This window comes from Bacillus sp. 05T31, from assembly GCF_056396725.1.
This window is the reverse complement of record NZ_JBFTMA010000121.1, coordinates 1-16146: the sequence shown is the minus strand read 5'-3', so window position 1 is coordinate 16146 and position 16146 is coordinate 1. Positions and strand designations below refer to the sequence as shown.

Sequence of the window (16146 nt, the reverse complement as noted above, 5' to 3'; positions counted from 1 at the left end):
ATTCAAATCCTTTCTATATAAAAGGAATGTTTTTTGATTATTCTAAAAATTTAATTGAATTATCACACGAGAATGCCTTTTTGTCAATATGGTTTCAGCACCTATCGGAAAAATAGGCCTATCACATGTAAACACTCCTGTCTATTTAGCACTTGATTTTGTACATATAAAAAATACGTTATTCTTCTTATTAAAGAATAACGTATTTTTCTCATTTATTATTTTTTTATTGCCTTATACAGAAATTGCGCATATTGCTCACGTGTTACGAAATCATCCCCTAAAAAGTTCCCATGCTTCTTCTGACCAATGTCCTTTTGGTACATCTTTAAATTCTACTACCTCTACTTTCTCATCTTCTTTAGAAGTATTGTCTTCTTTAGAATTGTTGTCCCCTTTACTTTCTACTACATTTTGAATTACAGATCCTGTAAAGAAGATTCCTGTATCCGCAAATGGATCTTTCACACCAAATTCATATACTTTCTCACCTGGTGTACTCCATTTCACTACACCATTACTATACGTACCACCATCACTCTTCAGACGGATTTTTGTAGATACCTCGCCGTCTTTTTCGTATATAGGTACTTTTACTTCTTTATTTACTTCTGTATCCTCTAAAAAGACTTTTTGGTTTTGGACATTAATATAAGCTTTCTTACTTAGTTCTATTACTGGTCTAACATCGCGGATTTCATTTGCAACAAAACTTAAATATACTAACTTATTCAACTTRCTAACTGGYGWTAAGTCTGAAATATAATTTGCYTCTAAATCAAGYTTTTGTAAGTTTACTAGAYTTGATAATGGAGTAATATCCTTTAACTCATTATTAGGTAAATCTAATTCTGTAAGCTGATTCATTTTAGCAAGTGGTGTCACATCTTCAATTTGATTTTTACCGATAAATAATTTATTTAATTGATTCATTTGATCAATACCCGATAAATCTTTAACCTTATTACGCGTTAATACTAAGTCCTTTAAAGGTAATAAATATAACGGTTTAATATCTTCAATTTGATTACCTGCTAAAGTTAAGTATGTTACATTTTTCAATGCGCTTAATGGAGCAACATCCGTAATTTTATTATTTGCTAAATTCAAGTAATCTAGTTGTTCCATTTTCGCTAATGCTGTTACATCTTCTATTTGGTTGCCTGATAGATATAAACTTTTTACATTTTTCATTTCAATTAGTGGTGCAACGTTTGTAATTTTATTATTACTCAAATCAAGAGATTCTAAATTTTCCATCTTAACAAGTGGTGTTACATCTGAAAATTCATTACCTCGCAAAGCTAAATGATTTAATTGCTTTAAATTCGCAAAGAACGACGGATCTGTTATCTTCGCATTCGCAACTGTTAAAGATTTTAAATTTGGCATATATTTTAATGCACTATAATCCAGAATCTCATTCGTGTTTAAAAACAAGTCCTTTACTTGTAATAACTCTTCTTTCGTAATTGGTGTATTTAAATCTTTTCTATTAAATACTTTTTTATTAACAAGTTCTCTTAATTTGTTATCTGTTATCATATTTTGATTATCAACTGGATTATCTGTTTCCGTATTGCCTGAATTAGAGTTATCATCTGGTTTCTCTGTTTCTTTKTCACCTACAGTTGGATCTTTAATTTCAAATTGAACTTGATATTTGTGATCATATCCRATRGCCGGAATAARTATATGCATTTGCATATTRTGCTTCTKCTCAAATTCGCCAATTTCAAATTGGACTACTTTCGTTCCATTTTTTCTTTTATCTTCTGACAGAACTTTCACATCATGAAATACACCAGGTTGATTTCTATCTTCTATTCTAAGATATTGAAAATAATCGCTATCTTGTATTGTTACAGTAACGATTTTTTTCCCATCTTCAATTGCTACTTTAGGATTTTTTATGTACTGAGAAACCATAGATGGCTCATCTTTTTGATCCTTATATATTTTAATCTCAGTATCATACGTGCGATCACTGGCTGCTGCTACCGACTGGTTTGCTTCAATTTTTATTGCTGCTAACGCTGGAGTAGAATACGCAGCAAATGGAATAGCTAATGTTGTTGCTACTACTAGAGCTTTAATATAACTTTTTTTCAAAATAATATCCCCTTATCTTATATATATTTCAATTGATAATTACTATCAATCACTAACGTAATAAATGATAATGAATCTCATTATCATTGTCAATAAGAATATTACATTAAGTTTATATTTCCATAGATAAAAAATAAAAAACCCTTTACTCAAAGGGCTTTTTTGCCTATCGTATGAAGGATTTCACTTTTTTCTTTTTCATTAATAACACCAATTTTTTGCAAAATGTTTGCATACAATACAAGTTTATTATATATCCGTTCCGACATACTTTCCCTTCTTTCCTTCGACCAACTTTTTTTGTATTGGTAAATTATATGAACGAGATGAGAAAATGTGTCCACTTTTTGCATAAATACAAAGCTTTTATTTTTTTACTTGCTGATAGTAAAACTCCCACCTAAAAATTAGGTGGGAGTCTAAACGTATTCAATTCATTTAGCAAACTGTCCATTGAATATTATGCTTTTTGACTTCTTCTTCAAAACTATAGGGCATTTTCTTATCACAAATAATATGTTGAATACGAGAAAATCCTGCTATTCGGTAGTTCCCTTTGACGCCTACCTTTGTATGATCGCATAAAATATACGTTTTCTCAGCTAATTTCATCATCGCTTCTGACAGTTTCGCCTTTTCTAATTCAAAGCTAGAAACCCCAAAACCTTGCAACAACCCATCAATCGAAACGAATGCTTTATGAAAATGAAATTGATGAATTACTTGCTGTGAAATAGACCCCGACACACGTGAATGTTTTGGAGATACTATCCCGCCTATAAATAAAACTTCACCGTGAAACATCTTTTTATTAATAGAAGAAATTAATTGTGTTGCTACTGGAAATGAACTTGTTACAATCGTTAAATTTTTACGATGAACAAGATATGGCACCATTTGAAGTGGTGTACTTCCATCATCAATCGCAATAACATCTCCATCTTCCACAAACGTTGCTGCTTTATACCCAATTCTTTTCTTCTCTTCTATATGCAGCATCTCTCGTTCTAACATCGGTGCCTCTATCCCAGCTCCCGGAAGTTGAACGGCTCCACCGTACACTTTCTTCAATTTTTTTTCACGATCTAATTCTTCTAAATACCGACGAATCGTCTCTGTTGATACTGCGAACTCTCTCGCTAATTCTGAAACTTTTACTTTTCCTTTAAACTCTACCTTCTCAAGAATTGTCCTCTTTCTCTCTTCACCTACTACAGACATAGCCTCACCCCATTTATATCTACCTCATAAACTGTCTTACTTATACAAAGTTATAATTTTCTTTGTAAGTAGAAATCTCTTCATGAATATAAATACCGCGCTTTTCTAGTTCGTCAAAAATAATTTGTGGATTTTCGAAAGCTTCTTCAGGAGTAATAACACCGACTTTATTAACTACTCCTTTTGCAATTAACTCTGTAGCGATTCCAAATGGGATACCAACATTTCTTGTATAGGCCCTTAATTTCTCCCAACCTACTACAGAACCGTCAGATAGCGGATGCGTATGGTATAACACATGCCTTTGTTCTTGATTATTTTTCATACCTACTACTTCTACATGAAGTGCATAACCATAAAGCTCTGTTGCTTGTCCTTCTTTCGATTTTAATAGATACTTCGAAATACAATCCATAATACCAATTTCTTTACCGTTTATTTCAATTTGATCATTACGCAATATACCATAATCATATAAAGCACGAACGAGCTGCATATTTTGCTCTGGCCAAGTTCCTCTTGTTTCAATAAGCTGTACACCTTTATCTTCCAGTGCCTTCGCTAACGTAATCGTTTCTGAATGCGGGATTATATACTGCATTGTTTTTCCGTAAGGTGCTGGTAATTCAATTTCTCTCGGGCGCGCAAACGGAGGTACTTGCTTAAATTCACCTTCCTCATAAACTGTACGCGTCGGCAAATGTGGATCATATTCATATGTCGTTGTCTCTGTAATTGATGCAGAAAAAGCAATTGGACGATACGAGCCATGACTTACTCGAACTGACTCTACAGTATCTAACTGATTTGCTACATACATGGCCATCATTTGCGTTACACCTGGTGTCATACCAAACCCAGGTAAACATGTTGTTCCATGTTGAACAAATTTAGAGTGGAATTCATTTTCTTCACCAAATCCATTTAAGTTCACACCGTGACAACCGGCATCTGCGATACAGCGAGTAGACAATCCATTTAACTTTATCGTCGTACCATCCATTACAATGTTATAGCCCTTCATTTTTGCGACCGTATCCTCATGATTTGTCACATCGACTTTCACAAAATCAACACGAGGATCATTTAACCACTCTACTACTTTTCGGCCTTCCTCTTCATTAAAATCGGCTACCGTAATCGTCTCAAAAGATGAAAATTGAACTAAATCTAAAATTGCTTCACGACAAATTTTACCTGCTCCACCTAAGCAAAATACTTTCACCCTATAACAACCCCTTTAGCAATACTATCAACTAAGCGATTAATATCGTCTTCATGTACATCACCGATATTTCCAATGCGGAACGTATCTACTTTCGAAATTTTACCTGGATAAATAACAAATCCATATCGCTTTAATTCATTATATAGCTGCAAAAATTCAAATCCTGCTTCTGGATAAATGAAAGATGTAATAATAGGAGATTGATATTTTTCATCTAATAATGGCTTAAAGCCTATTTCTTTCATTTTGTGCACTAGTAGTTTTTGATTGCTATAATATCGATTGTAACGGGCTCTTACCCCGCCTTCTTCTTCTAATTCAAGCAATGCCTGATAAAAAGCATGTACAACATGTGTAGGTGAAGTAAAGCGCCATTTCCCATTTTGCTCTTCCATCGTTTCCCACTGATCATATAAATCTAATGATAAAGAACGAGCTTGCCCTTTACATTTCAATAGTTCATCACGATTTGCGATGACAAAACCGAATCCGGGAACACCTTGAATACATTTATTCGCACTACTAATTAGAAAGTCAATTTGCAACTCAGCGATATCTATTTCAATACCACCGAAACTACTCATTGCGTCAACCAGTGTAACTTTTCCATATTGTTTTCCCAATTTACATACGTCTACAATTGGATTAATAATACCTGTAGTTGTTTCACAATGAACAACTACAATATGCGTAATCTCTTTATCTTGTTGTAATAACTGTTCTACTTCTGCAATATTAGTAGGCTCCCACTCTTCTGTTTGACTGACCACCACATCTATATGTAACATCTCTGCCATTTGTACAATCCGCTTACCATACGCACCATTTGTACAAACTAGCAGCTTTCCGTTTCTAGGAATAACAGAACCAATTACTGCTTCAACCGAAAACGTACCGCTTCCTTGCATTAAAACTGTTGTGTACTTTTCTTCTTCCTTTGTCGCTAACGATACAAGCCTATTTCTTACATCTTGCACCATCGTGTTATATTCAACATCCCACGTACACCAATCGTATAACATAACTTCTTTTACAGTTTTTGTTGTCGTTAATGGTCCTGGTGTTAATAATAAATAGTGATTTTCATTCATGATCGTGTGCCCCCTTTATGAAATAATAAGTTCTTGTTTCTCGATATGTTCAATTACGTTTTCGAGCTCCTGCATCGTTTCAATTGTAAAATGAGCCCCATTTTCAATGAAACGATTACGAACTACTTCTATTTTTTCACGAAGCTCTAACGGATCCATATTCTCAACTTCCTCTTCCGTTAAACCGAGCTCACTACTACCGAGGATTACACCAACTGTCCACATTCCAGCATTTCTGCCCTCTTTCATATCTGACACGGTGTCTCCAATTTTTATCATATGATTCATTGGGTATACACAGAGTTCCATCGCATTTTTATAACACATCCACGGATATGGACGACCTGCTGGAACATCATTTGGCGTCACAAGAAAATCAGGTTTATACCCTTGTATTTCTGCTTCTTTTGCAACAATGTCCATCATTTCTCTCGTATAACCAGTTGTTGATCCAATTTTAATACCTCTTTCACGTAGTGAAGAAACCACTTCTTTTACCCCATCAATTGGCGTGGCATAGTACGGTAAAATAACAAAGAGAATTTCTTCAAACTCTTCATACATCTCATGAATATCTTCTTCTGTTGGTAATTGTCCGAAGACACGCTTCCACTCATTCGAAATACGGGGCATTTCCGTTAATACCCTAACATGATCAATCTTCAATAACCCCATTGGTTTGCGAGCTTCTTCTGCTGTAATTTCAACACCGCGTTTATGAAAAATCTTCATGAATACTTCTAATGGTGCAAAACATCCGTAATCAACTGTCGTACCTGCCCAATCAAAAATAACTGCTTCAATTTTCATTCTATCCATCACCCTTCTTACTTATCTTTTTTGCCATTGTGACGTTCGGTTACGAAGTGCTTTCGTTCCCCATTCATATACAACCCTCACTACAATATTTGTAACAACAATAAGTACACTCATTGCAGCTGCTGGTGCTACATTTCCTGCATCGTCCATATTTACAATTGATACAGCAGCTAGTTTAAAATCAGCCGCATATAAGAACACTACTGCCGATACAGTCACCATTGAATTTACGACATAGTACATAACCATTTCTAAAATAGCTGGTAAACACATCGGTACTGTTACTCGAAAGAAAGTTTTATAAAACGGTACGCTCATCGACTGTGAAACAAGTTCAAACTCTCGGTCTAGTTTCTTTAAAGCAGTCGTTGCGGTAACAAACGTTACAGAGTAAAAATGAATGATATTTACTAATACTAAAACAGCAATTGTGCCATATAAGGAATGAAACGGATTTGTTACTGAAAGTCCTAGAATTTGAATTGTTGGTTGACTAAAGAAAAAGACATATCCTAATCCAAGTACTAATCCAGGAATCGCTAACGGTACAATAGARAAAAAGTAGCCTACTTTTCTGAAAAAMTGTAGCTGTTCTATTTTTTCAATCGCATAAGCGAACACAAATGTTAAAATCGCMCCGATAACTGCCGTAATAGCTGAGACAATTACTACAATATACGAATGAAATAACATCTCTTTTCTTATTATTTATTATTCTGTAAGGTACTGCTTTTGAAGATAAGAGATTCGCCTGTTTTCTTTGCGTAATACGATCAACTGCAAATGCGAAAATAGCTGGGATCAATAAAATCATTCCGACAGTTGCGCCCATGGACATATTTTGCTGTCCAATTACTTGCTTATATACGTCAGTAGCAAGTACGTTATATTGTCCTCCAACAATTTTAGGTGCCCCAAAATCAGTGAAACTAAGTGTAAATACAACGAACATCGCACTAATTAATCCGTATTTCACACTAGGTAAAGTAACCGTAAAAAACTGTTTCACTTTACTTGCACCCAACATATTAGAAGCTTCATATAAACGATAATCAGAACCTTGGAGAGCAATTAATAAAATAAGGAATGCTTGCGGAAATGTATACATAACTTCAGCCATTACAATTCCTACTGGTCCGTATAACGGTATTTGTATTCCTTCAAATAAACCAAACATCCCTTTTGTTATTAACCCTTGATTACCAAATAAATATGTAAGCGCAATACCGTGCATCATCGTTGGTGCGAATAATGGTAATAATGCTATGTATTGAAATACGCGCTTTCCAAAAACATTTGTACGAGCGATCGCATATGCGTAAGCGAAAGCGAGTGTAACTGAAATAATTGTTGTAGCGCCCGAAATCCATATCGTATTTTGTAGTGATTGAACTAGCGTTGGTGTTGTGAAATATTTACTGAAATTCGCAACACCAACAAAAGCTCCATCTTTATCATAAAAGGCTTGTGTAAACAGTTGTAATAAAGGCAATACAAGCATGATAAAAAATGAAAGAAGCATACCAATAATTAATAGTCTTTGTATCCACTCTTCTTTACCGATACGTCTCTTAATCTTTTTTTTTGTACTTTCTGCCTTAAAGTTTTCTAACATCTCCATCTATACAATGACCTTCTTTCCATATGACAACATATGATTTTCTGAGAAAGAGATTTGAATTGGCTTTCCTTTTCTAATAGCAGTTTCCTCTACTTCTGATGCCAATATATCCACTACAATTTTCTCATTATAAAGGTGTGTTTTCTCTTCTATGACCCGCACTTCCGTCCGGTATACAGAACCGCGAAATTCCATGCTTTCTACAACTGTTTTAATACCATTATTTTGTACAACTGTTACATGTTCAGGACGAATCGCATGTTCTTCGTTATTTTTCGAAAAGAAATTAATAGAACCAATAAAATCTGCCACAAACGGATTGGCTGGTCTTTGATAAATCTCCTCTGGTGTTCCAATCTGCATAATTTCCGCATGATTCATTACAACAATTTTATCAGCCATCGTTAATGCCTCTTCTTGATCATGCGTTACCATAATAGTTGTTACTCCCACTTTTTCTTGCAAATCACGCATTTCTCTGCGCAACTTTTCACGCACTTTTGCATCTAAAGCAGATAAYGGCTCATCAAGTAACAAAATATCGGGAGACAGAGCGAGCGCACGTGCAAGTGCTACTCGCTGCTGTTGTCCACCAGACATTTGAGCAGGATATTTATCTTTTACATTCAGCAAATCAACAAGTTCTAACGCCGATAGCGCTTTTTCTTTTACTTCTGCTTTTCCATATTTTTTTGTTTTTAAGCCGTATTCAATGTTTTCAAGTGCAGTTAAATTCGGAAATAATGCATACGATTGAAAAACCATTCCGAAGTTCCTCTTTCCAGGTGGTAATGCTGTAATATCTTTTCCATTCACAGCAATACTACCTGTTGTTGCCTCTTCTAGCCCCGCTAAAATTCGGAGCAATGTCGTTTTCCCACAACCACTTGGGCCTAATAAACAAACAAACTCATTTTTTTTCACAGTAAAAGAAATATCCTTTAACGCTGTAAATGCATCAAACTGTTTTTGGATGTGTTGAATTGATAAATATTCGCTCATTTTTCTCTCTCCCACTCACTTACTTTTTCGGTTCTGCTTTTTGGCCAAACTCTTTTTCCCATTTTTCTAAAATTTTGTCACGATTTTCTGCTGCCCATTTAAAGTCATTCTTTTTATATAACTTTTCTGTCACATCTTTAGGGAATCCATCTGGAAGTTTATAATCATTTTTAATTGTCGCAAATCCATTTTTCTCGAAGTATAACTTCATTACATCATCTGTAATTGCCCAATCTAAAAATGCTTGCGCTAATTTATCATTTTTAGCATTATCTTTTTTAATAAGTGCGTTCGCTTCTACTTCCCAGCCTAATCCTTCTTTCGGCAGTACAACTTCAACTGGTGCACCTTTTTGTTTCTCTTTCAAAGCACTATAAACCATTGATACACCAACTGGATATTCACCTGCGCCTGCTAATTTCGCTGGTTTTGAACCTGAATGAGTATAAGTTGCCATATTATCATGAAGTTTCTTCATGTAATCCCAGCCCTTATCTTCTCCCATAATTTGTAGCCATGCAGAAACTGTTAAAAATCCTGTTCCAGAAGAAGCCGGATGCGGCATAACTAGCGTTCCTTTATATTCTGGTTTCGTTAAATCTTCATATGATTCTGGCATCGGTAAATTTTTCTTCTTCAATTCTTCTTTATTTACAGCAATCCCCGTCATAAATGCAGTATTTCCTACCCATTTTTCTGGTTTCTTATCGTCTTTAAATTGCGRAAGGACACGATCTGCTCCTTTTGGAGAGTATCCTTTTAACATATCTTTTTTCTCTAAAGCTAATAGACTAGACGCTGCAGTTCCCCATACAACATCTGCTTGTGTATTTTTTCCTTCAGCTAGCAATTTCGCTGTAATAACTCCTGTTGAATCACGAACAATGTTCAACTTCACGTCTGGGTACTTCTGTTTAAAAGAATCAAGATAAATCGGTACAAGCTCTTCTTCAATCGCTGTGTAAACAGTTAATGATCCAGATAATTTATCATCTTTTACTTTTGCTCCAGCACTTTCTTCTTTCTTTGCACCACACCCCATTAATAACGAAAATACCATTCCAGTTGCTACAGCTTTAAAGATTGTTTTTTTCACTGTCTCTCTCTCCTTTTACAAATCTTATGTACAACTCTAATATAAACAACTAGTGTAAAAGCAGTATTAAACCAACATTAATCTTTTGTTTGTTGTTTGTTTTTGTGTAATACGTTGCTACTTCTATGTTTTTTCGCATTTTTCTGCTAATATCAAACGTGAAATTTACAAATAATTAAAAAAACCTTTATAATCCCACAAAAAAATGAGGCGTTTGTAAAAAACGCCTCATTTTTGTTTACCTTTTTTTGAATTACGATTTGCATACTTCGCACTATTTTCTCCTTCATACTCTAATGCAAATTCTGCATCTGGTAAGCTTTCTTTCGGAGTTTTATTATTATTAATTGCTGCATTTTGTTTTACTTTTCTTTTTACCAACATATTCACCTGCTCTCACGAAATAACTTTCTATTCTAGTTTGAAACAACTTACAGTAATTATTACTGGGAAGTGTTAACAAGTACATAAGAGCTTATAGATGGAAATACTACATACGAACAAGCCATTACAAAAAGGAGCGATTACTTTGAAAGAAAAAGAAACGATACAATCGCCAATTTTAGACGAGACGCTCCCTCATCAAATGAACTTTCCTTCTTTTAAAGGCACAGGCAAAAAGATGCAACAACCTTTTATAAATCAATATGATGTTGTAATTGGAGACAGTAAATACGATTCCACTAACAGTCCTCTTAATAATTGGAGTGATGAGGTAGATCCTGCCATTATGGCTGGGGAAGAATGGATCCATCCTACAAATGATATCGGATGGATTGCAGAAGAAAATCAAGAATTACTTAAAAACGAAGTTGATAATAAAAATGATGCTTTTATGCATCCCCAATTCGGAATTAACGACTAAAAAACCATTCTACCTAACATAGGTAGAATGGTTTCATACTATCCAATAATAATTCTCTCTTTCGGATATTTATAGCGAGCTGGTTGCTCTCTTCCACCACTAGCTAAAATAAATGTCAAAATACCGACGCGTCCGATAAACATAAGTACAATGAGTACAAGTTTACCAACAGTTGTTAAATCAGGAGTAACACCTGTTGATAGTCCCGTCGTTCCGAAAGCAGAACAAACTTCAACGATTAAGCTCATAAGCGGTACATTTTCCGTAATAGATAAAATGAATAGCGCTGAGGCACATAATAAAATCCCCATCGTCATAACGACAGATGCTTTCAACACGTCCTCTTCATGTAGCTGACGTTTGAAAACTCGGACTGTTCTCCCGCCTCTTGCAAATGTATATAACGATAATATACTAACTGCAAATGTTGTTGTACGTATTCCGCCCCCAACTGAACTTGGAGATGCCCCAATGAACATTAATATACTCATAAATAAAAGCGTTGGTTGTGATAATTCACGTATGTCCATTGTAGCGAGTCCTCCACTTCGCGTCGTCACAGATTGGAATAATGTATAAAATACAGTTTCATGCCATGACTTTCCTACTAAAAAATGATTTCGTTCTAATAGAAAAATCATAATTGTTCCAACAATAACGAGTACAAAAAATGTCGTTGTCGTCAATTTTGTAAATAACGAAAAGCGAAATAGTTGTTGTCGCCTTTTACTAAGGAATTGTTTTACTTCCATTAACACTGGGAAACCGATAGCTCCTAAAATAATAAGCAACATATGAATCATTTGAACAATATAATCTTTTTTGTACGGAATAAGTGATTGTCCTGTTAAATCAAATCCTCCGTTCGTTGTTGCGCTCACAGCGGCAAAGAAACCGTGAAAATATGCTTCTTGCCAAGTCGGGAAATATAGTAAGAACCTTGTACCTAACAGTATTGCTCCAATGAGTTCTATCGAAATAATTACAATTAAAATAGAACGCATCAATTCTACAAGGCCCGATAAATTCCCTTGGTTATGGTCTGCCATAATTAATCTTCTTCTTTGCAAACCAATCTTTTTCCCCGTTATCATCCAAACGAACGTACCAAGCGCCATAATTCCTAATCCGCCTAATTGTAAAATARGGGCTAAAACAATAATTCCTGCCGTTGTAAACGTATCTGAAATCGTAACAACAGACAGTCCCGTAACACTTACCGCACTAACAGATGTAAATAGTGCATCGATAAATGTCCATTTCACTTCAGGCTTCGTAACAAATGGTAAACTAAGCAAAATTACCGATACGACTACTGCTAGTAAATAAAATACAACGATAAGTTGTACGGGACGTAACTTTTGTAAAAACTTTTTTATATTTCTCATTCCATCACTTCGCTACCTTTTTTCTATCGATTAAATAAAGAAAAATCATCACTTTCTTCATTTGTAAATAACTGCTGAAATAGTTTCGCAAATACCATTCCGTATACAGTTCCATTTCCCCCATACGGCAGTGCGTAATATAAATTATGTATTTTTTTATCTTCTTTTAAAATAGGAAGACCGTCATGACTGCCACCAAATGCTGCTGCCCAATAGTATTCTGCCCGTATATTTTTATACTGCGGGAACATTTCTTTTACAATGTTAATAAGAAGATCACGCTTATGCAATAATTTCGTATCGCCGATTTTTTGAATTTTCAGCGCCTCATCTAATCCGCCTATAACAATGCGGTTTTGATACGTTCGACTATACAAATACGGACGTGCTGTTTCCCAAATTAACGATTGCTCATGCCAGCCTTCAAAATAATCTATCTTATTTGTCACAACGGCATAAGACGTTTCTACTGTTGTATTTTTTTCTTTCTTTCCAAAAATTGCTTCATAACCTGTCGCCATAATAATATTCTTTGCTACTATTTTATTTCCTGTATTCGTGTAACAAATTAAATCATTTTGGATTTGTTTAATATGTAATGCCTCTGTATGTTCGTATATAGTAGCGCCCATTTGTTTCGCTTTATGCAAAAGACTATGCGCTAATAAATACGGATTCACTTCTGCATCACCGCTTGTATATAACGCTGCTTGTTTTGCAAATGAATAACGTTTCTTAATATCAGACTCTGTAAAATATTCAACCGGAAATCCATAATGGCGTAACGTATTATATTCTTCTTGTAAAAATGAAACATCCTCATCTCTACTTGCATAATACAAACTATTTCGCGGAATAAAATGGGGATCAATATCGAGAGTTGGCACAACCTTCTCCATTGTTTGCAGCGCTTCATAACAAAGTCTATATGCTCGTACCCCTTTCTCTTCACCAAATGTATGAATAAGAGAGGTTAACGATTTATCATGAACAAATTGTAATAATCCTGTATTTGCAGCTGTGCTACCACACGCAATTGCTCTTTTTTCAATGAGCATAACACGCATTCCAATTTTAGCTAACGAATACGCTATATGAGCACCTGCTTCTCCACTTCCAATTACTAGTACATCACATATCATATCATTTTCTAACGTTGGATAACAAGGTACAGAAACTCCAGCACTCCAAAACAACTTACCAGTCATAAGCTTCATAATTATACTCCTACCATGTAATTTTCTCCTTTCTATGTTTCGTCATTTTCCATAAAAAAATCCAACTAACATACGCTAGTTGGATTTCTTCTCTTTAATTAGAACGCTCTTCCAGCCAATTTCCAACCGTCGGATATGTTTGCTTTACAGCCGTTCCACCATACACGATAGACATATGTCCTGTCGGTAAACATACATACTGTTTATCTGTGCTAGAAATATGATCAAGTAAAGCTTCTACTTGACATGGCAGAGCAATGTGATCACGTTTCGCAGAAATATTTAAGACATTCGCCTTAATATTTGCAAGGTCTACCTTTTGTCCGCGAATAACGAGTTCACCCTTCACTAATTTATTATTTTGATAAAAATCACGAATCCATTGTCTATACGATTCACCTGGGAACGGAATACCATCGCCTACCCACTTTTGAACTAATTTCCAACTTTCGACGAAGCGCTCATTTTCTGAACGATCGACTAAAGCAACATATGGACCGACAAAGTTTGTAATTGGTTTTAACATCTTATTTCCGAAATCAATCATTTCTGGCGGAATATTTCCGAATGTATCAACCGCTTTATCTAAATTGAAATATTTCTCATCTAATAAAGGACCGTATAATCCTGTTTCAGAGAAATCAAAAGGACTTGTCATAAAAATCAAGTTACGAATTGGCATGTCCGGATGAAGCGCTGCATAAATAGATGTTAACGTTCCACCCATGCAATAACCAAGTAAAGAAATCTCGTCCGATTTTGCAGTTCTCATTACTTTTTTCACTGCTTTTGCAATATAATCGAACACGAAATCATCAAACTTCAAATGACTATCTTCTAAACCGAATGTGCCCCAATCAAGCATATACACATCAAAACCACGATCTACTAAATATTCCACTAAACTATTTCCTGGAGTTAAATCCATAATATACGGTTTATTAATAAGAGCGTATATTAATAAGATTGGAACTCTCTGTGTTTTTTCTTGTTTTGGAATGTAACGATAMAGCTTCGTTTTATTCTTCGTCCAAATAACCTCTTTCGGTGTTAAACCAACTTGTGGTTCTGGTTCGCGTAATAAAACTTCGCTCGCTCTTTTCACACGGCGATATGCTTTACGATATTCTTCTGGGTACAACTCCAATTGCTTTTCCCATTCCGTTACGAATGTAGTCATTTTTCCTATCTCCTTTTTGGTCAATTTCTTTCTAAAAAAAGAAGTGCATTCCTGCTATGGATATGCACTTTTTTCTTACTTCATTACATGTATAATCCGCCGTTAATGTTTAATTGCTGACCTGTGATATACGCACCGTCACGGCATAGATATACTACACCTTTTGCAATTTCATCAGCTTGACCAAAACGTTTTTTCGGGATTTTCGCAACGATTTTTTGACGCACTTCTTCTGGTACTTCTGCTACCATTTCAGTATCAATAAATCCTGGGCAAATTGCGTTTACAGTTACATTTGTTCTTGCAAGTTCTAACGCTAATGATTTTGTAAATCCTAGCATACCTGCTTTTGCTGCTGAGTAGTTTGTTTGTCCAAATCCACCAGCTTGGCCAATAATAGAAGAAATACTAATGATTCTTCCTTCTTCTGCTTCCGATATGTATGGAAGTACCGCACTTGTCGTATTAAATACACTGCTTAAGTTCACGTCAATTACGCGCTCCCAATCTTCACGATTTAATTTTTTGAATGTACGATCTCTTGTAATACCAGCATTATTAACAAGAATATCAACTTGACCAAAATGATTCACAGCTTCTTCTACAAGTCTGTTTGCATCTTCTACTTTAGAAACATCCGCTTGAACTGCATAAACGTCATGTCCTTCTTTTCCTAATTCATTTACTAAGTTTTCAGCTGCTTCTTTACTGCTGTTATAGTTAATAACTACTTTTGCTCCCTCTTCTGCTAATGCTACTGTGATTGCTTTTCCAATTCCTTTTGCCCCACCTGTTACGATTGCTACTTTGCCATTTAATTGAACCATTTCTTTTCCCCCTTAAATGAATTTGTGAACGATTGTTATGAATCATTTTGGTACTCATACTAATTGAGTCCATATATTAATTATGTTTCGTTGTTTATACATGAAAAGAGATTCTCCCTCTCTCTTTTACACGTTATAAACAAACGCCATTATCATTTTTTATTTTCTGGCTTATTTACAGGCTTTACTTCTTCTTTTACAGGTACTTGTAGTTTAGCTAGTACTGCATTTTGCTTTTCTAGCAATTCTAAAATTTGATCAACTTTCGTTTCTAACGTGCGCATATCTTGTTTTACTTTCGTAACATCACGCTTTAATGTAGGAGCTTGTCCTAATGAATCCACTTTCTCTTCTAGAATTTCCTCGATGTTATCAACTTTATTTTCTAAGTTAATAACAAGCGTAGCTACTCTAGCGATATCCTCTCTCGTCGGCACATTCACCTGTTCTAAATAATTTTTTGTCGTATCATTTAATGC

At 35.0% G+C, this 16146-nt stretch carries 13 protein-coding genes and 2 pseudogenes; 1 reads left to right on the top strand and 14 read right to left on the bottom strand.

The features are described 5' to 3' along the window. Positions 1 to 294 precede the first annotated feature (294 nt). The 9 genes and pseudogenes from AC1DJR_RS10460 to AC1DJR_RS10420 all read right to left on the bottom strand — a co-directional run. Positions 295 to 2112: pseudogene (locus AC1DJR_RS10460) on the bottom strand (NEAT domain-containing leucine-rich repeat protein); the annotation flags it as partial. A gap of 438 nt (positions 2113 to 2550) precedes the next feature. Beyond that, entirely contained in the window at positions 2551 to 3333 is a 783-nt protein-coding gene (locus AC1DJR_RS10455; protein ID WP_477002555.1) for a DeoR/GlpR family DNA-binding transcription regulator, read from the bottom strand. Positions 3334 to 3373: 40 nt separating this feature from the next. Beyond that, a complete protein-coding gene (locus AC1DJR_RS10450) occupies positions 3374 to 4558 on the bottom strand; it encodes a saccharopine dehydrogenase family protein (protein ID WP_429686949.1) in 1185 nt (394 codons plus the stop codon). Then, complete coding sequence (gene phnW / locus AC1DJR_RS10445) at positions 4555 to 5652, bottom strand: 2-aminoethylphosphonate--pyruvate transaminase (protein WP_044437887.1); 1098 nt, start codon at positions 5650 to 5652, stop codon at positions 4555 to 4557. The genes AC1DJR_RS10450 and phnW overlap by 4 nt, the downstream gene beginning before the upstream one ends. 15 nt (positions 5653 to 5667) lie before the next feature. Beyond that, a complete protein-coding gene (phnX, locus tag AC1DJR_RS10440; protein WP_429686960.1) occupies positions 5668 to 6462 on the bottom strand; it encodes a phosphonoacetaldehyde hydrolase in 795 nt (264 codons plus the stop codon). A gap of 21 nt (positions 6463 to 6483) precedes the next feature. Further along, positions 6484 to 8092: pseudogene (locus AC1DJR_RS10435) on the bottom strand (ABC transporter permease subunit). Continuing rightward, positions 8093 to 9094, bottom strand: a complete 1002-nt coding sequence (locus AC1DJR_RS10430; RefSeq protein WP_002086828.1) for a putative 2-aminoethylphosphonate ABC transporter ATP-binding protein — start codon at positions 9092 to 9094, stop codon at positions 8093 to 8095. It lies immediately after the preceding pseudogene. A 19-nt stretch (positions 9095 to 9113) separates the two neighbouring features. Then, positions 9114 to 10190, bottom strand: coding sequence for a putative 2-aminoethylphosphonate ABC transporter substrate-binding protein (locus AC1DJR_RS10425; RefSeq protein WP_477002554.1), 1077 nt, complete (start codon positions 10188 to 10190; stop codon positions 9114 to 9116). 228 nt (positions 10191 to 10418) lie between these two features. Beyond that, a complete protein-coding gene (locus tag AC1DJR_RS10420) occupies positions 10419 to 10571 on the bottom strand; it encodes a hypothetical protein (RefSeq protein WP_000240799.1) in 153 nt (50 codons plus the stop codon). Positions 10572 to 10671: 100 nt separating this feature from the next. Between AC1DJR_RS10420 and AC1DJR_RS10415 the strand changes: the two genes are divergently transcribed. Further along, complete coding sequence (locus AC1DJR_RS10415) at positions 10672 to 11055, top strand: DUF3905 domain-containing protein (protein ID WP_002011568.1); 384 nt, start codon at positions 10672 to 10674, stop codon at positions 11053 to 11055. A 38-nt stretch (positions 11056 to 11093) separates the two neighbouring features. On the opposite strand, the gene AC1DJR_RS10410 is transcribed toward AC1DJR_RS10415, so the two are convergent. The 5 genes from AC1DJR_RS10410 to AC1DJR_RS10390 all read right to left on the bottom strand — a co-directional run. After that, a complete protein-coding gene (locus tag AC1DJR_RS10410) occupies positions 11094 to 12443 on the bottom strand; it encodes a TrkH family potassium uptake protein (RefSeq protein WP_477002553.1) in 1350 nt (449 codons plus the stop codon). A gap of 23 nt (positions 12444 to 12466) precedes the next feature. After that, positions 12467 to 13660, bottom strand: coding sequence for an NAD(P)/FAD-dependent oxidoreductase (locus AC1DJR_RS10405; RefSeq protein ID WP_002188868.1), 1194 nt, complete (start codon positions 13658 to 13660; stop codon positions 12467 to 12469). Positions 13661 to 13754: 94 nt separating this feature from the next. Next, positions 13755 to 14840: a class III poly(R)-hydroxyalkanoic acid synthase subunit PhaC gene (gene phaC / locus AC1DJR_RS10400; RefSeq protein ID WP_000206840.1), complete on the bottom strand. Its 1086-nt coding sequence runs from the start codon at positions 14838 to 14840 to the stop codon at positions 13755 to 13757. Between the two features lie 83 nt (positions 14841 to 14923). Next, positions 14924 to 15667, bottom strand: a complete 744-nt coding sequence (locus tag AC1DJR_RS10395) for an acetoacetyl-CoA reductase (RefSeq protein WP_002086832.1) — start codon at positions 15665 to 15667, stop codon at positions 14924 to 14926. A 152-nt stretch (positions 15668 to 15819) separates the two neighbouring features. Further along, positions 15820 to 16146 (bottom strand): polyhydroxyalkanoic acid synthase subunit PhaR (locus AC1DJR_RS10390; RefSeq protein WP_477002552.1); only part of this gene is annotated, 327 nt, incomplete at its 5' end.

Coding starts and splice junctions, on each gene's coding strand:
- AC1DJR_RS10405 (WP_002188868.1), bottom strand. CDS start 13,660: ATGAAGCTTATGACTGGTAAGTTGTTTTGGAGTGCTGGAGTTTCTGTA.
- phnX (WP_429686960.1), bottom strand. CDS start 6,462: ATGAAAATTGAAGCAGTTATTTTTGATTGGGCAGGTACGACAGTTGAT.
- AC1DJR_RS10415 (WP_002011568.1), top strand. CDS start 10,672: ATGGAAATACTACATACGAACAAGCCATTACAAAAAGGAGCGATTACT.
- AC1DJR_RS10455 (WP_477002555.1), bottom strand. CDS start 3,333: ATGTCTGTAGTAGGTGAAGAGAGAAAGAGGACAATTCTTGAGAAGGTA.
- AC1DJR_RS10395 (WP_002086832.1), bottom strand. CDS start 15,667: ATGGTTCAATTAAATGGCAAAGTAGCAATCGTAACAGGTGGGGCAAAA.
- phnW (WP_044437887.1), bottom strand. CDS start 5,652: ATGAATGAAAATCACTATTTATTATTAACACCAGGACCATTAACGACA.